This window comes from Psychrobacter sp. FME5 (genome assembly GCF_014861375.1).
GTDB lineage: Bacteria > Pseudomonadota > Gammaproteobacteria > Pseudomonadales > Moraxellaceae > Psychrobacter.
Genome location: NZ_RRYX01000023.1, coordinates 1 through 21148 on the forward strand (window position 1 = coordinate 1; position 21148 = coordinate 21148).

General features: G+C 42.6%; 16 protein-coding genes and 1 pseudogene. 10 read left to right on the plus strand and 7 right to left on the minus strand.

Annotated elements, in window-relative coordinates; translation table 11 throughout:
• On the plus strand, nt 1–907 hold a 907-nt coding region (locus tag EI161_RS05225), incomplete at its 5' end, for an IS3 family transposase (RefSeq protein WP_192529143.1).
• A gap of 10 nt (nt 908–917) precedes the next feature.
• Here the strand turns inward: EI161_RS05225 and EI161_RS05230 are convergent.
• Nucleotides 918–1586 (minus strand): annotated as a pseudogene (locus EI161_RS05230) (crotonase/enoyl-CoA hydratase family protein); the annotation flags it as partial.
• A 172-nt stretch (nt 1587–1758) separates the two neighbouring features.
• Here EI161_RS05230 and EI161_RS05235 point away from each other — a divergent pair.
• Both EI161_RS05235 and rlmF read left to right on the plus strand, forming a co-directional pair.
• Nucleotides 1759–2478, plus strand: coding sequence for a LysE family translocator (locus EI161_RS05235; protein WP_192529144.1), 720 nt, complete (start codon nt 1759–1761; stop codon nt 2476–2478).
• A gap of 65 nt (nt 2479–2543) precedes the next feature.
• Nucleotides 2544–3581, plus strand: coding sequence for a 23S rRNA (adenine(1618)-N(6))-methyltransferase RlmF (rlmF, locus tag EI161_RS05240; protein ID WP_192529145.1), 1038 nt, complete (start codon nt 2544–2546; stop codon nt 3579–3581).
• A gap of 351 nt (nt 3582–3932) precedes the next feature.
• On the opposite strand, the gene EI161_RS05245 is transcribed toward rlmF, so the two are convergent.
• The 6 genes from EI161_RS05245 to dnaA all read right to left on the minus strand — a co-directional run bounded on the left by EI161_RS05245 (nt 3933) and on the right by dnaA (nt 13594).
• Nucleotides 3933–4550, minus strand: a complete 618-nt coding sequence (locus EI161_RS05245) for a manganese efflux pump MntP family protein (RefSeq protein ID WP_192522760.1) — start codon at nt 4548–4550, stop codon at nt 3933–3935.
• 59 nt (nt 4551–4609) lie between these two features.
• Entirely contained in the window at nt 4610–6091 is a 1482-nt protein-coding gene (locus EI161_RS05250) for a DUF6880 family protein (protein ID WP_192522761.1), read from the minus strand.
• 102 nt (nt 6092–6193) lie between these two features.
• Nucleotides 6194–8803, minus strand: a complete 2610-nt coding sequence (gene gyrB / locus EI161_RS05255; protein WP_225735235.1) for a DNA topoisomerase (ATP-hydrolyzing) subunit B — start codon at nt 8801–8803, stop codon at nt 6194–6196.
• A gap of 553 nt (nt 8804–9356) precedes the next feature.
• On the minus strand, nt 9357–10568 hold the full coding sequence (gene recF, locus EI161_RS05260) for a DNA replication/repair protein RecF (protein WP_192522762.1): 1212 nt from the start codon (nt 10566–10568) through the stop codon (nt 9357–9359).
• A 215-nt stretch (nt 10569–10783) separates the two neighbouring features.
• Nucleotides 10784–11959, minus strand: a complete 1176-nt coding sequence (dnaN, locus tag EI161_RS05265; RefSeq protein ID WP_192522763.1) for a DNA polymerase III subunit beta — start codon at nt 11957–11959, stop codon at nt 10784–10786.
• Nucleotides 11960–12148: 189 nt separating this feature from the next.
• Entirely contained in the window at nt 12149–13594 is a 1446-nt protein-coding gene (dnaA, locus tag EI161_RS05270) for a chromosomal replication initiator protein DnaA (RefSeq protein ID WP_192522764.1), read from the minus strand.
• Between the two features lie 609 nt (nt 13595–14203).
• On the opposite strand from dnaA, the gene rpmH reads away from it, so the two are divergent.
• From rpmH to ribD, 7 genes are all read left to right on the plus strand, one after another.
• Nucleotides 14204–14338 carry a 50S ribosomal protein L34 gene (gene rpmH / locus EI161_RS05275; RefSeq protein WP_007394757.1) on the plus strand — a complete coding sequence of 45 codons (135 nt, stop codon included), beginning with the start codon at nt 14204–14206 and terminating at the stop codon, nt 14336–14338.
• 189 nt (nt 14339–14527) lie between these two features.
• Entirely contained in the window at nt 14528–14899 is a 372-nt protein-coding gene (gene rnpA, locus EI161_RS05280; protein WP_192522765.1) for a ribonuclease P protein component, read from the plus strand.
• Nucleotide 14900: 1 nt separating this feature from the next.
• Nucleotides 14901–15275: a membrane protein insertion efficiency factor YidD gene (gene yidD, locus EI161_RS05285; RefSeq protein ID WP_192522766.1), complete on the plus strand. Its 375-nt coding sequence runs from the start codon at nt 14901–14903 to the stop codon at nt 15273–15275.
• Nucleotides 15276–15491: 216 nt separating this feature from the next.
• The gene (yidC, locus tag EI161_RS05290; RefSeq protein ID WP_192522767.1) at nt 15492–17189 is read left to right on the plus strand and encodes a membrane protein insertase YidC; all 1698 of its coding nucleotides are present in this window, start codon (nt 15492–15494) and stop codon (nt 17187–17189) included.
• Nucleotides 17190–17601: 412 nt separating this feature from the next.
• Nucleotides 17602–18990 carry a tRNA uridine-5-carboxymethylaminomethyl(34) synthesis GTPase MnmE gene (gene mnmE / locus EI161_RS05295; RefSeq protein ID WP_192522790.1) on the plus strand — a complete coding sequence of 463 codons (1389 nt, stop codon included), beginning with the start codon at nt 17602–17604 and terminating at the stop codon, nt 18988–18990.
• Nucleotides 18991–19027: 37 nt separating this feature from the next.
• Entirely contained in the window at nt 19028–19486 is a 459-nt protein-coding gene (gene nrdR / locus EI161_RS05300; protein ID WP_192522768.1) for a transcriptional regulator NrdR, read from the plus strand.
• Between the two features lie 172 nt (nt 19487–19658).
• On the plus strand, nt 19659–20714 hold the full coding sequence (gene ribD / locus EI161_RS05305) for a bifunctional diaminohydroxyphosphoribosylaminopyrimidine deaminase/5-amino-6-(5-phosphoribosylamino)uracil reductase RibD (protein WP_192522769.1): 1056 nt from the start codon (nt 19659–19661) through the stop codon (nt 20712–20714).
• Nucleotides 20715–21148 lie beyond the last annotated feature (434 nt).

The window sequence follows — 21148 nt, forward strand, 5'->3', positions numbered from 1 at the left end:
CCTTGGACAGCCTGAACGGCTATCGCTGATAAGCAAGCTTGCAGAGCAAGACAAAAGCGTCAGTAAACGCCGACTATGTGACTTATTTGGCATCATTAAAAGCAGCTACTACTATGGCACACAGACTAAGCCTATCGATATTGAACGTGTCAAACTCAAAGCCTTGATACGTCAAATATTCAATGACTCCAAACAATCAGCTGGGGCTCGCACCATTGTCGCCATCCTGTGGAATGAGCACAGTATTAGGCTAACGCGTTACTTAGCTGCCAAGATTATGAAGCAAATGAAACTGGTCAGTTGCCAGCTCAAGACCCACAAATACAAGCACGCTGATCAGGAACATAAAACCCATGACAACCTTTTAAAACGCAGATTTAGCCCAACGGCGCCCAACCAAGTCTGGACGGGCGATGTCACTTATATTCGCATTAAAGGCGGCTGGTGTTACCTAGCCGTTGTTTTAGACCTGTACGCCCGTCGTGTGGTGGGCTTTAGTGTCTCAGACTCACCCGATAGTATTCTGACAGGTAACGCTCTGAAAATGGCGTATCAGACGAGACTCAAACCAAGTGGTGTGTTATTTCACTCAGATCAGGGCACGCATTACACCAGTAAGAAATTTGCTGAATCAATCGATGATTGCGACGGTATGACACAGAGTATGAGCCGTCGTGGAAATTGTTGGGATAACGCCCCAACTGAGCGCTTCTTTAGAAGCTTCAAAACAGAGTGGATGCCAAAGGGCGGTTATGAGAATATCGCTGAGGCTAAAAGTGCCATTAGTGATTATATCTGGGGCTACTATCAAACCGTGAGACCGCACACTTTCAACAATTATTTAACACCAGCTGAAACAGAAAGACGTTACTTTAATCAAAACCTCTTATCAGGTGTCCTAAATTAGTTGACCACTACAGTAATCCTTGCACGCCAAGTGGCGCGGCTTTGCAAATCTGTTGGGCGATAGTTAGCGCGCGCTCGTATTCTGTGCCATTTGGCACGACTTCACTGACCAGATTTAGCCTATCAGCGGTTTGCGCATCAAAGTTTTTACCTGTTAATAGATACGGCATGGCTTTTTGCCAACCAGCAGCAGCGACAAAGCGAACTGTTGCCCCGCCAAACGGCATGATGCCGCGCTGGACTTCCATTTGTGCAAAGCTGCAGTTATCACTAGCGATAACCACATCACTATTGAGCATTAATTCAATCCCAGCGGTAAAGCAGGTCCCTTGTACCGCAACGACGACAGGCTTAGTGCGCAATTTTCCACCGATGCCCCACGGGTCGATTTCGTCGGCAGCGAACTCAAACGCACCTTTATCCCATTTATCCTGTAGCTCCATCAAATCAAGCCCAGCGGTGAAGTGCTCACCATGAGCGAATATCAGCGCACAGCGAAGATTGGCATCGTTTTCATAGTTAGTGAGTGCCTCAGACAGTTGCTTAATCATATGACTGTCAAAGGCATTGCGTTTATCGGCGCGATTGAGCCCGATTAGGCAGATATAGCCATCGGTTTTATAAGTAATGCGATTGTTCGTATCACTGTTAATAGCGTTGTCAGTAATATTATTAGCCATATTGTGAGCAGTCATAACTTTATCCTTGTTACAGTATTGATTATCAGTCTGCTTTTAATATAGACATCTCCGCTCTATAACACAAGCCGCGACATCGCCACTATTTTCAGTTGACCTCACTTACGATAATGTGCAACTATTATCCAAATCAAGACATCACTCAGAGCACTTTATGGAATTTTGGCACGGTTTTTTGCTTATCACTAGCGTTCATCTACTCGCTGCCGCCTCCCCTGGCCCTGATTTTGTTTTGGTTTCGCAGCAAACGTTAGCAAAAGGCCGACGCACGGGTTTGATTTGTAGCCTCGGTATTACTTTTGGTTTAGCCGTACATATTATCTATTCGGTGCTAGGACTGGCAACGTTGATTGCCCATTCGCAGCCACTACTGACCGCTATTAAATGGTTGGGCGGCAGTTATCTTATTTATCTGGGGTGGCAAGGTATTCAAGCCAAACCTAAAAAACCAACAGAGCTAGAAATTCCAGCAGAGCCAATAGACTCAGGCGTTAACGTTTCACCAGACATAATTAACGATCGAACCACGAGTGCTGGTAAAAATAGCGCTAATAAAAAGCTGCCTACTGACACTGAATCGACCGCGGCTATTCTGCGCCGTGGCTTTTTTTGCAATGTCTTTAATCCAAAAGCACCAGTATATTTTGTGGCGATATTCACCCTTGTACTATCACCCAGTATTCCGCTTTGGCAGCTGGCGATTTATGGCGTTTGGATGATGGTTTTACAAATGGCCTGGTTCAGCACGGTGGTGATGTTGCTTTCTATCCCTGCCATTCATCGACGATTTCAGCGTTTTGAGCATTGGATAGACCGCGTATTGGGTACAGCAATGATAGTACTGGGATTAAATCTTATTTTACGTAGTCGATAAGACGTTAGTCACTGGTGAAATCTGCTAAACTGGTTGATTATATTCAAACATCAAAGCCCGATACTATGACCAGTAAGCCTATGAACCGTCGCCCGACCGCCAATAATCACAGAAATCGCTCGCCTGAAACTGCCAAAAAACTCGGCCAGCTGCATCCGCGCAACCCACATCAGGGTCGCTATGACTTTGAAGTATTGACCCGTGCCTTACCTGAGCTTGCCAAGCATACCATTACCAACCCTAAAGGCGAGTCGACGATTAACTTCTCTGACAGTGCCGCCGTACGTGTACTCAATCAAGCGTTATTGGCACATTATTATGGCGTTAAATTTTGGGATATTCCAGAAGGTTACCTATGTCCACCGATTCCTGGACGTGCTGATTATATTCACTACATTGCCGACTTATTGGCGCAGACCACCCATGTGAATAAAGATAATACGCCACCGACTGGCAAAGAAATTCATGCCCTCGATATCGGTACGGGTGCAAGTGTAATCTATCCCATTATTGGTAGTCAAAGCTATGGTTGGCGCTTTACTGCTAGTGACATCGACCCTATTTCTGTCAACACTGCTGCACTTATTTGCAAATCCAATCCCAAGCTAAAAGCTGCGATCAAAGTAAAATTACAACCTGAGCCTAAGCGTATTTTTGCTAATATCATCGGTCGTCAAGATTACTTTGATGTGGTCGTTTGCAACCCACCGTTTCATGCTTCATTAGAAGAAGCGATGGAAGCCAATAGTCGCAAGCAGCATAATCTGCAAAGACATCGCGGTAAGAACGAAAACGAACAAATCAGTCGACGCTCAACCAAGGCTGGTAATGCTGCGCAAAATCTAAACTTCGGTGGTCAGCACAAGGAACTATGGTCTGAGGGTGGCGAGATTGCTTTTTTAACCAAGATGATAAAAGAAAGTCAGGATTTTGCAGAGCACGTCGGCTGGTTTACCAGCTTAGTGTCGAAGTCTGAAAACGTCAAACCGTTGCAACTGCTATTAAAGCAGCTCGATGTCACGCAAATGCGTATTATTGAAATGAGTCAGGGTCAAAAGAACACCCGTGTGTTGGCATGGCGCTTTGATACTGACGAAGAATAATCAATAAAAACCTTATTAATCGAAGTTTCACGTGAAACAAAAAAGCAGCGCTATAACTCTTATAGCGCTGCTTTTTATTAGGAAAATGAGTTGAAATACGGTAGTTATACCATTCACAAAAATTAGAGTATAGTTAAAATACTTTAAAAAACGCTACGATACTGCTGGTATAGTTTTTTTGTAGCCTCTGTCTGCGTAGGCACAGCAAGCTATAAAAAACTGTACTAGCAGTACGTGATGTATCGATTTTACTTTTCACTGACTATAGTAAGGGAAACGAGTGTAAGTACTAAGCCTTGTAGACTAAACGAGTTTGAAGGGTTTAATCTTACTTTTTGGATTTGGTATTCATTAGCTAAAAAACATCACTTTTAAGCCAATCAAAATAAGCACCAAGCCACCTAATGCTTCCGCTTTATCCTCTAACCACGTACCAGAACGCCAGCCCAAATAAACACCAAACAGCCCAAAAATAGCAGTCACTAGCGCGATAATCAAACAAGCCAACCATGCATTAAGCGCCAACAAATTAAGCGTAAAACCTGCTGCCATCGCATCAATACTGGTTGCTATTGCAAGGGTAAATAGGGTGCGATGATTGATATTGTTGTTTCTATTATTTATGGCGTTAACAGCATCATCTGTGTCGGCTTTTAGGTGCAGCGCACTATCTACCGCATCTTCCCCATCAGCAGTAAACACCTCATAAAGCATTTTACCACCGAGGCTGATAAGTATCATGCCGCCAATCCAAGGCGCAGCAGCAGCCAACCAGCCTAACAGTGCTGCGCCCAATAAATATCCAATTAGTGGCATTACACCCTGCGCGATACCAAAATACAAACCAGCATAAATGGCTAAACGTAGCAAATACTGCTTACTCTGTTTTTTCGATTTAGCCCCTAGCCCAATCGCAACAGCAAATGCATCCATTGCCAAAGCTATAGCAAGTAGTATGACTTCGATCATTTCATTCTTCGCTTCTTTTTGCTTATTGTCATAAGTTTCACGTGAAACGCTACATCAATCTAATCGTTTACCTTTTCCCAAAAACTACGCTTTTTACCATGCTTATCTTTAAGCGTAATGACGTATTCGTTATGAGTCGCAAGTTCATTATAAAGCTTAGAGGATTTACTAATAATCGTATCAAGCTTTGTTAGACGATTGAAGTAGCGAGCTGCGTGACCATAAGCCTTGCTGCGAGAGCTGTCTAGAATATCGTTAAGCAAACTGCGATAAATAACAACTTGAAGTAAATCTGTCTCAGCTGGCAAATCCTTTAACATGCCTGCTAGATCTGTATAATGCACATCAGCAAACTGGCAATGACGGGCAACTGCGACCTCATTGGCAAGCTCAATCTCTCCTATCTCTAGCAGTAGCGATGTTGCGATAAATACATTTTCTTGTTGGTCTGCCAGCTCATAAGCTCTTTTTCGCCACTGAGCTTGCAGAGCAGGACTGGCCGCAGCCATGATAGCTTTTAGCCGCGAAGGGGTTGGTTGTAGCTCAAACGCCTCGCCTAGCACCTCCATGAGCGCATCGGTATCTTTTTGCATGTGGTGTAGGTTACTCAGCCAATCCAAGCGTCTGATCTTATCCATCAAACCATCGCTTTGCCACTCTTCATTTAAGTAGTGTAGTGCCTTATCAAAAGCTCTTTGATTTAGCAAAAATGTTAGCAACTCTTCTAATCTTCGAGGATGAACCGGTCTAGTCTCTTGCATCTCAAAAAAGCTGGTTTCAAAAAAACTCACATCACCTAGCGCCCTTGTTAGATTTTTTATGGCGATCTCAATTACCATTTTTTCATAGTTAATTGAAAAAGCATCATCGCTTAAAGGGCTGTTTTGCCTTTCATTGAGTGTATCTTCATTTGCCTTTTTTGTTTGGATAATCCCGCGCTCTTGTTGGTAATCAGCGATCAATCCACGTATCTCAGGCTCAGATAACAGCTGACCAATATTTTCTAATAAATTATCTTTAGTACCATACTCATTATCATCAGCCAGCGCTTTTACTTTCTTTACCCAAGCGTGACTGAGTATATCGCGCTCATCAACAGCGATGTCCTGCTTTTCTTGCTCATAGCAAGTGTTAGCAACTGTCAACCAAGACAAGGTTAACCTTCTATACACGTCACCAATATAACCGTTCGAGTCATCAGCACGTTCTAAGCTAGCATTAGTAGACTCTATAAATAACTCAAGTAACGTCAAGCATTCTTGTGGTTGCTCAGGATAAAGGCTCATTATGTCACTGGCTAAGTGCTGAAGCTCAGTAGCAAATTCGCTAGACTCCCAGTAATCTACAAACTTCCTTCGTCTTCTAAGTCCTTTTAGGGTAGTGGTTAACTTTTTTATGAGCTTAGGCTTATCTGACTGTAATAGCAGACGCTCAATTTTTTTATCTAGCATTTTATCTACACCATACACATCAGCGACAAAATCAACTAAGGCTGTTTTTGGTAGTTGTGATAAATACTTCTTTTGTTCTGTGTTTAGCATGGTATTTTCCTCACTATCTTATTTACTTTGTTTCACATGAAACAAAAAAAGTCATCCTGCTAGCAGGATGACTTTATAGAATAAACAGGCTAATTTCAAATATTAAATATCCAGATTAGATACCGTCAATGCATTCTCTTCGATGAAAATACGGCGCGGCTCGACATGATCGCCCATTAGACAGGTAAACATATGGTCAGCGGCAATCGCGTCTTCAATCGTCACGCGTAGCATACGACGGTTTTCAGGATCCATCGTCGTATCCCAAAGCTGATCCGCGTTCATCTCACCCAGCCCTTTATAACGCTGCACAGATAGACCTCGACGCGCATCCATCATCATCTGCTGCCATAGATAATCAAAATCACGTACTGGAATATCTTTGGTCGTACCCGCCGATGCTTCACGGCGGATAAAGGCATCCTCTGCAAGCAAGGTATTCCACTCGCTCGATAAGCGCAGCAGCTTGCTGTATTCGCCTGAATTAATAAAGCTAGCATCCAACAAATAATGATGGGCCAACTGATGCACATAAACAGTAATACGTGGGAGCCACTGTGCTTTAGTGGTTAACGTTTCACCATCTACCGCTACTTCAGCCTCTACTTCTGGTTTCATACCCAACAAATCAGCAGCGGCGGCATCCATATTTTTTGGCTGCGGCGCATGAATATTAACCAACTCAATCTCAGGGTTTAAGTCACTACCGAAGCGCTCAAGCTGGGTTTGCATGGCTTCTTTCCATGCTTGCATCGCTGACTTGTCATAAGTCATGTCGGTGCTAAGCTTCGGCGTATGCGTCAAGGCATCTAAAACCACCGCCGGAAAACGAATCTGCAAACGTGCTTTTATCAGCTGCGTTTGGTTATAATCATTGAGTAGTGTTTCTAACGCTTGGCCAGTGATGGCAGGCGCGTCAGCACTGATATGTAGCTTAGTGCTATCAATCGTCGATGACAACAAATACGCTTTTAGCGCTTCATCGTCTTTTAGATACAATTCTTGACGGCCTTTTTTTACCTTATAAAGCGGTGGCTGAGCGATATAAATGTAACCGCGCTCAATGAGCTCAGGCGTTTGACGGAAGAAAAACGTCAATAGAAGGGTGCGAATATGTGAACCATCGACGTCCGCATCGGTCATGATGATGATTTTATGATAGCGCACTTTATCAGGATTATATTCATCTGGGCCGATACCGCAGCCAAGTGCGGTAATCAGGTTACCGACTTCAGCAGAAGACAGCATTTTGTCAAAACGGGCACGCTCAACGTTGAGGATTTTACCTTTTAATGGCAAAATCGCTTGGGTCTTACGGCTACGACCTTGCTTAGCACTACCGCCTGCAGAGTCACCCTCCACTATGTATAGCTCGGATAATGCAGGGTCTTTTTCTTGGCAATCTGCTAACTTGCCCGGTAAACCAGCAATATCCAAAGTAGTCTTACGGCGAGTCATCTCACGTGCCTTACGCGCCGCATCACGCGCACGTGCCGCATCGATAATCTTACCGGCGATTGCTTTACCAGCGCTTGGGTTTTCAAGCAGATAATCATTAAACTTATCATGCATCGCTGATTCGACAGCCGATTTCACTTCGCTTGAGACCAGCTTATCTTTAGTCTGACTCGAGAACTTTGGATCTGGGACTTTAACAGAGACAATAGCGGTCAAGCCTTCACGGGCATCATCGCCGGTTGCGACGACTTTTTCTTTTTTGAATAAGTTTTCACGATCCATATAGCTGTTTAAACCACGGGTCAATGCCGAACGGAAGCCAGATAAATGCGTCCCACCATCGCGCTGCGGGATATTATTGGTGAAACAAAGTACTTTTTCGTTATAAGTATCGGTCCATTGCAACGCCACTTCGACACTGATGCCATCATCTTGTTCACTGACAAAATGAAAGACCTCGTTAATGCCATCTTTGCCAGCATTGATGTAACTGACAAATTCTGACAAACCACCTTTATGCTCAAACTCATGACGCTTATCGATACGCTCATCGGTTAGGACGATACGCACACCAGAGTTGAGGAATGATAATTCACGTAAGCGTTTGGCTAAAATATCGTACTCAAAGATGGTGCCAGTAAATACGTCATTACTGGGGTAAAAGCGGATTTGCGTACCAGTTTGCTCGGTCGCTTCCATCTGTTGAATTTCGCTGTCAGGGACACCATCAGTATAAGTCTGATTGTAATGATAACCTTCACGCCAGATATTCATCTCAAGCGTTTTGGATAGCGCATTAACCACCGAAACACCGACACCATGTAAGCCGCCCGAAACTTTATAGCTATTATCATCGAACTTACCACCTGCGTGCAGTACGGTCATAATAACCTGCGCCGCAGACACGCCTTCTTCTGGATGGATATCGACGGGAACACCGCGACCATTATCCATCACACTGACAGATTCGTCTTCATGGATAATGATATCAATTTGATCACAATGACCAGCGAGCGCCTCGTCAATAGAGTTGTCCACCACCTCAAAGACCATATGATGTAGACCCGTACCGTCATCGGTATCACCGATATACATACCAGGGCGCACGCGTACTGCTTCTAACCCACGCAATACACGAATATCTTTGGAGCTATAATCAGACGGTAACCCTTCAGAAACCACATCTGGTGCAGTAGTTGCTGCCACGTGGTCTGTCGTTAATTGCTCGTGGTCGGTAGGTAATGAATCACTCATGTGCATTCCTTAATCTAGCCGTAATCAGCCGTTTGTTATGAGCGCACCACTACGATGACGCTTTATAACGTTATTTTGGACTTAAATACTTGAGACTTAAATATTGTAGTCAAAACCTTTGATATGCATTATTGGTTAAAACAGGGTTAACCAAAAAATTTGAGTGTTGATATCGACTTAAAAGCAACTTAAGTTCCAGCGTTTCACCTGTCTAACATTGGCTTCTTTTTTTTAAACATTATCAAAGCCAATGGAGTAAATGAAACGTATAACTATCAACTACTTATAAAATTACGGACAATAAAAATCATCCATATAATGCCATCAAATAACTTACTGAAAACAGGACAAAAATAAAGCTCTATTTTAGCATTTTTTTGCCTCTAAGTCACTGTTTACTGAGAGCTTTATCAATACTAAGCGCCCTTTTTAAAATAGTGATTGTTTTGATAAAAAGATGAGATGAAGAACCATAGATTTGAAGGTTTTATAGAAAGAGAAGTGAGCAATGAGAATGCTGATGGTAAAAAACTCTATCAAAAAAACAAAGTACTTATAAAGCTAAAATATCACCTTGTTTCACATGAAACACTTTAGGTTCTGACCATAACTGTTGCACCAAAGGCACAATATCATCGGTCAAACTGGTCATGAATACTTGACACGGCAGCCGTGCTAAAGCCGATAGTAGAATCTGTATCGCCCGACCATCTAATTCTGCGGTGATATCGTCTAATAATACGACTGGTGTGGCTTTTAATTTTGAGTCATTGCTCGGTAAACCCGTATCGCTTTCAGCATTAAGTAACAATGGTAACTGTGACAAGCGTAATGCCGTGATGAGTAACTTTTTTTCACCACGAGACAATACATTAGCGGCCTGCTCTTTTAGGATGGGCAACTTAGTACTTACCTCATTTTTTAACGGCGCACTCGTCTGTGTGTGCTCACGACTCATGTCAACTGCCTCATTCGAGCGCCAATGCACATGAACATCAGCACGATGATTGCCGATACGGGTATAGCCCAATTGCAAATCCTGCTCTAGACGCTCGTTGAGCTGTACGTCAAGCGCAACATTGGTATCATAGCCAGCGTTATAGCTCAGACTCAATTGCTCAGCATAAGCTGGCAATAATTGCACAATGCTTTCAGAAAAATAAGGCTGCCACTCTGTAAATATACGCTCACGATAATGATGGATAAGCGCTGCATGATTACTAAGCCCTCTATCCCATGATTTTAGCTCAGCGAGTTGCACTTGGGTTAAATGACGGGTCTTTTTTAGCAAACTATTGCGCTGTTTTAGCAGTCGTTGATACGCTACCCATTGCGGATGAAAGCCTTGTTTCATGTGAAACACCAACCAATCTAATAGCTGGCGACGACTGGCACTACCCTGCTCTAACATATCCATGGTCGATGGATCTATCAGTAGTGTTGGCAGTTGCTCGGTTAGGATGCTTTGGTTATAAACGGTGGTTTGATTAAGACGTAGAATGGTCGTCGCATCGATTTGCTTTTGAATGGCTAAGGTACTGCCATCAATGAGCTTAGCATAGACGATGGCTGCTGGTTGATGATGCTGAACATAGCGCTTTGGTTGACTATGCCGAAAGCTTTTACCACGGGATAATAAGAATATAGCTTCAAGTAACGAGGTTTTCCCACTACCATTGGCACCGATAATGACATTGCAAGCAGCTGATGATAAGTTGACATAGGTTAAGTTGCGAAGATGAGATATTTGCAGACGTTCAATCATAGTACCGACAGCCGCCTAGTGAGATTGCTGTTTTAATAACAGGCAAAAGTTTGATAAACCAGTTAAATATAGAAGGTTATATTATATAATATAGCACTCGATTTAAGAGTGCTTATATTTATATATAGGGCGTGTTTGATCCTTCGGCGATGGCACTAACAGAGACTGCAAAAGATTTATAACCAATACACTGTATCGTCTTTATAGTGAATCTACTATATACGCATCGGCATAATGACATATTGATGAAACTCATCATTCAGTTGATTGACCAAAACGGAAGCATTTGATTGGCTCATGTGCATTTGCAAATCGCCTTGGATGACACCCAATACATCTTGCAGATATGCAGCATTAAACGATAGCTCCATTGGCTCACCTTGATATTTTGCCTGAATCATCTCCACCGCTTCATCTTGCTCAGCGTTGTTGGCACGTACTTCTACCATGCCATCACTGGCAAAATTAAACACCACACCGCGAGATTTTTCATTACTTAAAATTGCTACACGGCGCAGCACATCGGTCATTTTTTCTTGATTGAATAACGCCAGTTTATCCGTATTGCTTGGCATAACGCGGCGATAATCAGGGAATTTGCCATCTATCAAACGCGCGGTAAAGGTCACCATCAGATTTTCACTGACCTGCCCTGCACTATCCACATCGCCGAACGGCAAACTTACTTGCAAAAACTCACGCCCGAAGCTCAGTGTCACTGCGTTGTCTTGATCACCAAGCATTTTACCTAGCTCAGCGGCCAAGCGTTCAAGCTCAATCACCGCTTTACGCGGCAAGATAGCCTGCATATTTAAATCAGCATTCACATCGATAACACTGCGCGCCAAAGCCAATCGGTGCCCATCGGTCGCGACCGTCGTCAATTGCTGCTGTGACACATCAAACAACATACCAGTGAGGTAATAACGCACATCTTGAATCGCCATCGCAAACTGGGTCTTATGAATCAAATCCGTCAGGCGGCTACGACTGATGGTCAAGGGTGTGATGTTTTCAGGATTGCCCAAACTTGGATAGTCTTCGCTAGGTAATGTCCCCAAGGTGAAGCGGCTTTTGCCACTGGTCAGCAAACAGCGTTCATTTTCTTGAGTGGCGAGATTGACTTGCGCTTGAGCAGGCAGCGACTTACAGATATCTTTCAATTTCGTCGCCGGCAAAGTCGTTGTACCCGCTTCGATACAAGCACCCGCAGGCAATTTCAACGTCGATGTCAGCTCTACTTCTAAGTCAGATGCCGTCAAAATAAGCGCTGACTCAGACAGCTGTAACTTAATATTGCCCAAGATGACCATATTGTGGCGCTTATCCGCCGCCTTGGCTATCAAGTTAATGGCTTTTAGTAACGACTCTCGATTAATCGATAATTGCATGCTTAGTTACTCTTGTTTAAAGGGTTTTCTTGTTTAGATGACTTTTTGAATGGTTATTTTTATAAAATTTAAAATAATGGCTTAATAATACCTTGTCTACTCACTATAATCCATCAATGTCTATGCGCTCGATATGGTCAATATTATAAACCATATCGAGCGACTAAAACACAGCCGTAGCAAAGGCTGCTAACCCGCTTGTAACATCAATGCAAGCGTTTTGTAATCCTTGTCAAACGCTGGATCCGCTGCTCGCAACTCATTAACTTTATCACAAGCATGCATCACCGTCGTGTGATCGCGTCCACCAAATGACTGTCCAATCTCAGGAAAACTATCGCCAGTTAGCTCTCGTGAGAGTGTCATTGCTATTTGACGCGGTCTGGCAATACTGCGCGTACGTTTACGACCCATAATATCTTTGACCGTTACATCATAATATTCAGCGACCACCTTACGAATATTATCCATATTAACGGCCTGTACCCGCATCGCTACGATGTCTTTTAGCGCATATTGCACCATCTCTAGTGTAATTTGTGCGCCCGTCAAGTTAGCGTTGGCAAATACTTGATTTAACGCCCCTTCAAGACGCCTGACATTAGAAACCACATTTTGAGCAATGAATAGGGCGCACTCTTTAGGCAATGTCATGCCATACGAAGCCGCTTTTTTCTGCAGAATTTGTACGCGAGTATCAATTTCAGGTGGATCGACAGCGACCGTTAAGCCCCAAGAAAACCGCGATCTAAAACGTTCATCAAACTCCGTCATTTGTGATGGATGACGATCAGAAGCCAAAATCAGCTGTTTGTCACCACTAGTAAAATCAGCAAATAATGTCAAAAACTCATTACTGCTTTTAGTCTTTCCTGCTAATACATGAATATCATCTACAATTAATAAATCTACTTTTTTTATTTTCTTTTTAAAATCTTCTATTTTATTATTTCTTAAAGAATAAACTAATTGATTAATAAATTTTTCAGAAGTGAAATAATAAAAACTTTGATTATTTTTTAAATAGCGATGTGCTACAGAATGCATTAAATGCGTTTTCCCCAACCCAGAAGGCCCGTATATAAATAGTGGATTGTGGCGATTTTTTGATTGGCGCTTACCAAGCTCATAACAGGCTTTGTAGGCCAGGTTATTGGACTTACCAGTGACAAATGTCTCAAAAGTAAAATCAGGGTTTAGATAGCTTAAAGATTTGGCATCAGCAGAGTCGATTAACTCTGCATGCCGCATATTGGCATCAATATCTGCTTTTGCATTGTTATGATGAATGGTTTCAAATTTATGATCAGCAGGGGGAGGGGAGGGCTTATCCTCTGTAAACAAAGACCCTGACTGTGGTTGGCTATTATCGCCTGTGTCACGTCCAGCGTTATCGACGCGAACCACAACTTCTTCGATACTTCCTTGACTGTGCTTAGCGACCAACTGCTGAATATCTTGCAAATGATTTTTTTTAATATAAGTCACAAAGTAATCATTAGGAGCAAGAATAATAAGAGTTTGTGCTTCTTGATGGGCAGACAAAGGTCTCAACCACATGGTAAATACATTGTCTTTGACGTTGTAACGCAAGTCGTTTAGACATCTATCCCAAATATTTGCTGTGTCTATCATGAAAAATACTAACCCTATAAACTAAAATAATAGATGTGCCTAAGTGGTATAAACCTCTTATCTAACACTAAATACTGCCCATCATTATTCAGCCAAAACTACCTTGGCAAAATGATAAAAAACCATAGAGTGGGCAGGGGTTAATCTAACACAGAAGCCTGTGGATAACACCTTGTTTTTTGTGGATAAGGCTGTGGATAGTTTTGTGGATAAGTTTATTACTCGAGTTATCCATATTTAGCCCACAGGTTATCCACAGGCTTACCCATAGTCTAGTCTTTTGATAATAAAAAGAAATTTAGACTTAACCACAGATAATAAGCCTCCCAATAACAACAATATCTATATATATATTAATCAATTATTATTATGGATTTCGTTAAATTCTGTGGATAACTTTCAAGAAGTCGATAAAAAGTAACTAAGATGAACCGATAACTACAAGCAATAAATATCAAATAAAAATAAAGAGTGTGGAACAAACTTACTTCTAGCAGAGTAAAAACACACATCAACAAACAAATCCAATTCGTTTATTGACCAATATATTATGGAATGGTATAATCCTCCGCTATTACGAATTTAGTCCATTATTTTGACAGGTGAGTTATGAAACGTACATTCCAACCAAGCGTGATCAAGCGTAAACGTACTCACGGTTTCCGTGCACGTATGGCAACTAAAAAAGGCCGTCAGGTCTTAGCTCGTCGCCGCGCTAAAGGACGTCATCGTCTTACTGTATAATCAGTAGATTGCGATAAGCATGGCTAGTAGTGCTTGTTGTGTATCTATTGTTTATTGGTAGATTGCGATAGTCAATCATCACAACTGACACGTAGCCATATATCAAAAGCGCCCACATAGGCGCTTTTTTTGTCTCTATATTTTGCTATTATTCTAATATTGTTATTAGCTTTCATACTAGGTTGTACTATGTCCAATACTGTCTCAGCGATACCTACCGCCCGCTTCACTAAAGAGCAACGCTTGCTAACGCCTAACGCCTTTCGTGAGGTGTTTGATGCGCCTGAGCGTAAGCTGCATCAAAGCCATCTCATGGCCTTTGTACGAACCAATACGCATGACCAACCACGAGTAGGTATGGCTATCACTAAGCGTAAAGTACCTACCGCGGTCGCTCGAAATCTCATTAAACGGCAGATACGTGAGCAGTTTCGAATAAAATCTTCTATCTTAGAAAATAAAGATATTGTTTTCATTGTTAAAAAATCTATAAAAGAGTTAGACAATAAAGAATTGAAAAAACAAATAAATAATATTTTTAAAAAAATAGAAATTAAATAAAATGAAAGTTTTATTAAAAGATAAAAATAATTTTTTAAATAAGTCTATTGTTTATTTGATTATCTTTTATCAAAGAGTAATAAGTCCAGTAATACCTGCTCGTTGTCGTTATTACCCAACATGCTCGAATTATGGCAAACAAGCTTTGGCATGGCACGGTGTTCGAGCGGGGGGTTGGTTGTTATTAAAGCGTATTGGTAGCTGCCACCCTTTAGGTGGACATGGCGTTGATTTTGTGCCGCTACCTTTAGCTTCTTATGTTTATCAATACGTACCTTTTACTACTTCATTAAATATGAGTCTTCAAGGTATTGGTGTTTATCGAGACAACAAAAGCTATGTTTCACGGCTAAATTATTTGATGAGTTTGACATAATGGTAAGAGTCTCATGGCGCTGGTATCAGGTCTATTAAGTTACCCACAAGTTATCCACACTCTTGGTATCATTTAAGGCAGAATTTTAGTAAAATAATGCACATTTTATGTAAATGACTAGCAATATAGTTGTCAGATATCAAGATAACTTTGTTGTATGGTCACGACACATGCCCTAATTTTTCATTCCCTAATTTTTTAATCTAGGAAAGGTTTATGCAAAAGATATTTCGGGTGATGATCATCATTGCGATGCTAATCACCGCTTATCTGCTGATTTTGGCATGGCGAGATGATTATGCCGATGCGCCAGCGGTAGATGCAGTGCCAGAAACCACCTCTTCAGTAGGTGCTGACATTCCTTCTACCACCGGTGCAGCAGGTGATATTCCGTCACAGACGCTACCTGTTGATAATGGTGCAGTCGATATTGGTACGGTGACGGCTACTCCTGCTAAAGATGCAGGTCTCATCACGGTAACCACCGATCGCTATGATATAAAAATTAATCCAGAAGGCGGTGATATTGTTTATGCTGCTCTCAAGCAGTATGACGCGACACTCGATAGTGATAAACCTTTTGTATTGTTAGAAAATAACAGCAATCGTGTGTACGTGGCTCAATCTGGTCTAATCGGTCAAAATGGTATCGATACGGCAGAAGGCCGTGCTAATTATAGCCATACTGCTAATAATTACGTGATGGAAGAAGGTCAACAAACGTTGTCTGTACCGCTTACTTATAAAAAAGATGGCGTGACAATTACCAAGACCTTTACCTTTACTGAAAATAAATATCCGATTGATATTAGCTACCAAATTCAAAACGCTTCTACCAACGCGTGGCAAGGTCAGATGTTTGCGCAGCTAAAACGCGATGACAGTAAAGACCCTGGCATGTCAGATAAAGGCGCACTGAGCATGGCGACTTATTTAGGCGGCGCTTGGGGTACACCTGACGATCCTTATAATAAGCTAAAATTTGGCAAGTTCAGCGATAGTGGATTGGCCACGTCCAGTGATAAGGGTTGGGTCGGCATCGTACAGCACTATTTTGTCTCTGCATGGACGCCTGAAAACTTTACGGGTAAATTCTTTAGTCGTGAAACGGGAAATGATTACTTTATTGGCTTTAATAGCGAAGTAGTCAATGTAGCTCCAAGCAAGCAAATGACGTTAAACGCGACACTGTATGCCGGTCCAAAGGTACAGTCTGAGCTAAAAGATGTGGCAGTCGGCCTTAATAAGACCGTCGATTATGGCTTGTTATGGCCAATATCGAAGATATTATTTGCTATCTTGGATGGTATTCATAAGGTTATCGGTAACTGGGGTTGGTCAATTATTGGACTGACTGTTTTAGTGAAAATTGCCTTAATGTGGTTTTCGAATAAAAGCTACTACTCAATGGCGAAGATGCGGGCTATCGCACCTCGTCTAGCAGCGCTAAAAGAAGAGCATGGCGACGATCGTATGAAGATGTCGCAAGAGATGATGGGCATTTATAAAGAAGAAAAGGTCAATCCGATGGCGGGTTGTTTACCAATTCTTATGCAGATGCCAATATTCTTAGCGCTTTATTGGGTGCTGGTTGAGAGTGTTGAGCTACGTCATGCACCATGGATATTATGGATTCAGGATCTATCAGCGATGGATCCGTGGTTTATCTTGCCACTGCTTATGGGTGCATCGATGTTTACACAGCAGCAGCTTAACCCGCAGCCAGCTGATCCAATGCAAGCAAAAGTGATGAAGTTTTTACCTATTATCTTTACCGCATTTATGCTGTTCTTCCCAGCTGGTTTGGTACTATACTGGACAGTGAATAACTTGTTTAGTATGACCCAGCAGTATATTGTTAATAAGAAAGTTGAAGAAGAACAAAAGCGTCGTACCGTCAAGGTAGTCGATTAACCAGTCTTCAAATAGAACCAGCATTGATAAAACCATCGCGTCAGCGGTGGTTTTTTTATAGCTGGTCTATATGTACTATGGTTGACACTAAATACATTTTTTTTGACGCGTGACTGGTATTAATTTTTGTTGCTTGCTGTATCTACGCTGACAGAGGCTGCAAAAAATTAATACCAATCGCACTGTATTTTTCTATATCGAATTGACTATATAGTCAGCTCAAAATAAAAACGATGCGCTTGTAGTAAAGTAATAAAGTAAATAGTAACGTGCTGTTGCTATCCAAAGTTTGCTTTGTCAGTCTGCGTCCAGCCGTCTATAATGGAGTTTTTAGCTAGTGAGAGTAATTGTGGATTCTTTAGAGAAGCCGTCGACTGCACCTAATTCATCTGAACAGCCCAACGCATCTGGATTGGCCACGATTGCTGCTATTGCAACACCGCTTGGGCGTGGTGGTGTCGGCGTTATACGGCTATCAGGCGCACGCGCACATGACATCGCGTGTAAGCTCACCGGTAAGTCAGAATTTAAACCACGTATGGCCAGTTTTTGCCGTTTTTATCAGGCTGATGGTACGGTCATTGACGAGGGTTTGGTGCTGTATTTTAAGGGACCAAACTCATTCACAGGCGAAGATGTGATTGAACTGCAAGGGCATGGCGGGATGATTTTACAAAACCAGCTGCTAGCACGTGTCTTTGAATTGGGGGCAAAACAAGCGAGTGCCGGAGAGTTTTCTTACCGCGCTTTTGATAATGATAAACTGGATTTGGTACAGGCAGAGGCAATCGCTGACGCTATCGATGCGACCAGCGCTGCTGCTGCAAGTAGTGCGATTCGATCGCTTAGCGGTGAGTTTTCACAAAAGATTAATCAGCTGCTTGAGCAGTTAATTCACCTGCGACTCCATGTAGAAGCGGCTATTGATTTTCCTGATGAGGAGGATGTGGACTTCTTATCTGATGGGGTTATACAAACTCAGCTGGAGCAAACACAAGCCAAGATACAGCAAGTACTAGCAACGGCAAAACAAGGACAGCTGTTACGCGATGGTATTCACGTGGTGTTGGCGGGCAGACCTAACGCGGGTAAATCAAGCTTATTGAATCGTTTGGCAGGACAAGAGCGTGCTATCGTCACCGACGTAGCAGGCACCACTCGCGATACGCTGCAAGAGACAGTGGTTCTCAATGGTTTAACGCTGCATTTGACTGACACCGCTGGTTTGCGCGAGACAGAAGATACGGTTGAGCGCATTGGCATTGAGCGTGCTAGAACAGCAATTACTCAGGCTGATATGCTGCTGATGGTTTATGATGTCACCCGTGATCTTGAAGAGGAAATCACACCCTTACAGCTCGCTGAGCAGCTATTTGGTGAGCTGCCAGAAGCCAAGCGCTTATTAATTATTGCCAATAAAAGTGATCTATTAAGGGACAGTAGTGGCGCACAAATCGACTCTGATTCGCAACTTGAAATAGAAAATCGTGGCTACGAACAAGTTAATGTTTCATGTGAAACAGGCGTAGGTATCGATAATTTAGTCGAAACCTTGTGCGCTAAAGTAGGTTTCCATCCCCCAGAAAACAGCCTAATCGCTCGCACACGGCATATAGATGCACTCAGACGGACGGCGGATTGTTTGGCAGAGGCGCATGAGCAGTTGACCGTCTTTCAAGCAGGAGAATTGGTTGCCGAAAGCTTACGCCAAGCTCAACAAAGCTTAGGCGAGATAACAGGTGAGTTCAGTGCTGATGATTTGTTAGGTAAAATATTTGGTAGCTTTTGCATTGGTAAATAACCCGTTGTATGCTCCATCTTAAAATAAGGAAAATGCTATGCACTGCCCATATTGTAATGCGTCAGAGACCAAGGTTATTGACTCACGGCTTGCCGCGGAAGGTGCTCAAGTGCGCCGCCGCCGCTCATGTAATAGTTGCCAAGAGCGTTTTACTACTTTTGAGATGGTAGAGGTGGTAATGCCTAGAATTATCAAATCGAGCAGCAAAATTGAGCCGTACGATAATGAAAAGCTGCGCCGCTCTATCTTACTACCATTACAAAAGCGTCCTATCACTATTGATGAGCAAGAGGCGATGATTAGCCGTATAGAAAAGCGTGTTAGACAAATGGGAGAGCGTGAAGTAAGCAGCAAGGTTTTGGGTGAAATCATCATGAGTGAGCTCAAAACTTTGGATGATGTCGCTTATGTACGCTTCGCAAGCGTCTATCGTGATTTTCAAGACATTGATGCTTTTCATCAAGAAATCGCCAATATTCGACCCAATGAAAAATAAGCTGAATCCTTTATTTTCTTAGATATAGTAGCTCCACTATAGAATAAACAACGATTACTGGATAAGTTTTGCGCCGCCTCTTTCTGCATAGCTTCTGATAGCTTCTGTCAGTGCCATGGCTGAATGTTCAACACGCCCTAATAACTCTCACTCATTGATTAAGTTAACCCCTATGTCAATTCAAAACCATTCTCAAGACTCGCAAGACCGCTACTTTATGATGCTTGCTATCGAACAAGCCAAGCAAGGCTTGTATACGACTAGACCCAACCCAGCAGTGGGCTGTGTCATCGTCCAAGCAGCAGAGATCGTTGGTCAAGGGTATCATCCTAAAGCGGGAGAGCCGCATGCAGAAGTGTTTGCGCTCACAGATGCTGGAGAGCGGGCAGTAGAGGCAACTGCTTATGTGACCTTAGAGCCATGTAGCCATACGGGGCGCACACCGCCCTGTGCGTTAGCCCTTGTGAATGCTGGGGTGAAACGTGTGGTGATTGCAGGGCTCGATCCGAATCCACAAGTTGCAGGACACGGGGTGAGGGTATTAGAGCAAGCTGGTATTGAGGTAACGGTTGGTGTATTAACCGAGCAAGCAGAAGCATTAAATCGTGGGTTTTTAAAGGCAATGCGCACCCAAATGCCTTATGTGAGGCTCAAGATTGCCACCAGTCTTGATGGTCGCACAGCGATGGCAACTGGGGAATCTAAGTGGATTACCTCCGCTGCTGCCCGTGAAGACGTACAGAAGTTACGGGCGCAAAGTGGCGCTATTATTACGGGTAGCGAAACTGTCATGGCTGATAATCCCCAGCTTAATGTTCGCTCCCATCAACTAGGTATCACCCCCGAGCAAGTTCCCGCTCCCAAGATAGTGGTACTCGATAGACGTCAACGCTTAGCGTATAGTCCACAATCTAACTATCAGTTGTGTCGCAGTACCGAGACGCTGTATTGGCGTGAAGACAATTTAAACGACTTACTTACCGTTTTGGTCAATGAACATAAGTGTTATGACGTGTTGATAGAAGCCGGTGCTAGCGTGGCAGGCAGTTTTTTAAGTCAGCAACTGGTAGACGAGCTGATTGTGTACCAAGCGCCTTGTTTGTTAGGGTCTCAAGCGCGGCCAATGGTGGAGTTTAATCCACTATCTTTGGCTCAACAGCTGCGCTTCGATATTCACCGCCATGAGCAGCTAAGTTCTGACCTAAAAATTACTTTATTACCGCTATAAACCTGTTAGTTATAAACAACTTACTCACAGCTTGGGCATAATGTGGGTTGAATGTGGATAACTAAAAATGCTTAATCAAGGTTTCACATGAAACTGTGCATAACTTTGTTCCACATGAAACAATCGTATCTAGATTTCCATTAAAGATAATAATTTTAATATAAAAATCAGTTACTTAGTCTGATTTTTTAAAGTATGGAGTTTTTAGCTAGAAAAATACTTGTTGTGGATAACTTTACGTAAACCAAGGTTTTAGGGTGCCTTGGGTTGTTTTACGATTACTTATCCACAACTTATCCTATGATAAGCATAAGATAAGCAGACGTTTCACCAAGAAATAGACCATATGCGAACGCTGATAAGAGTTTTAGGGGCTGTATAGAATTCAGCTAAGGAACTGACAGAGACTATTTTTTAGGCAATTCGACGCCAAA

Bases quoted from the DNA above. Each gene is read 5' to 3' on its own strand.
- EI161_RS05235 (WP_192529144.1), top strand. From the start codon at position 1,759: ATGGAATTTTGGCACGGTTTTTTGCTTATCACTAGCGTTCATCTACTC.
- rlmF (WP_192529145.1), top strand. From the start codon at position 2,544: ATGACCAGTAAGCCTATGAACCGTCGCCCGACCGCCAATAATCACAGA.
- EI161_RS05245 (WP_192522760.1), bottom strand. From the start codon at position 4,550: ATGATCGAAGTCATACTACTTGCTATAGCTTTGGCAATGGATGCATTT.
- EI161_RS05250 (WP_192522761.1), bottom strand. From the start codon at position 6,091: ATGCTAAACACAGAACAAAAGAAGTATTTATCACAACTACCAAAAACA.
- gyrB (WP_225735235.1), bottom strand. From the start codon at position 8,803: ATGAGTGATTCATTACCTACCGACCACGAGCAATTAACGACAGACCAC.
- recF (WP_192522762.1), bottom strand. From the start codon at position 10,568: ATGATTGAACGTCTGCAAATATCTCATCTTCGCAACTTAACCTATGTC.
- dnaN (WP_192522763.1), bottom strand. From the start codon at position 11,959: ATGCAATTATCGATTAATCGAGAGTCGTTACTAAAAGCCATTAACTTG.
- dnaA (WP_192522764.1), bottom strand. From the start codon at position 13,594: ATGATAGACACAGCAAATATTTGGGATAGATGTCTAAACGACTTGCGT.
- rpmH (WP_007394757.1), top strand. From the start codon at position 14,204: ATGAAACGTACATTCCAACCAAGCGTGATCAAGCGTAAACGTACTCAC.
- rnpA (WP_192522765.1), top strand. From the start codon at position 14,528: ATGTCCAATACTGTCTCAGCGATACCTACCGCCCGCTTCACTAAAGAG.
- yidD (WP_192522766.1), top strand. From the start codon at position 14,901: ATGAAAGTTTTATTAAAAGATAAAAATAATTTTTTAAATAAGTCTATT.
- yidC (WP_192522767.1), top strand. From the start codon at position 15,492: ATGCAAAAGATATTTCGGGTGATGATCATCATTGCGATGCTAATCACC.
- nrdR (WP_192522768.1), top strand. From the start codon at position 19,028: ATGCACTGCCCATATTGTAATGCGTCAGAGACCAAGGTTATTGACTCA.
- ribD (WP_192522769.1), top strand. From the start codon at position 19,659: ATGTCAATTCAAAACCATTCTCAAGACTCGCAAGACCGCTACTTTATG.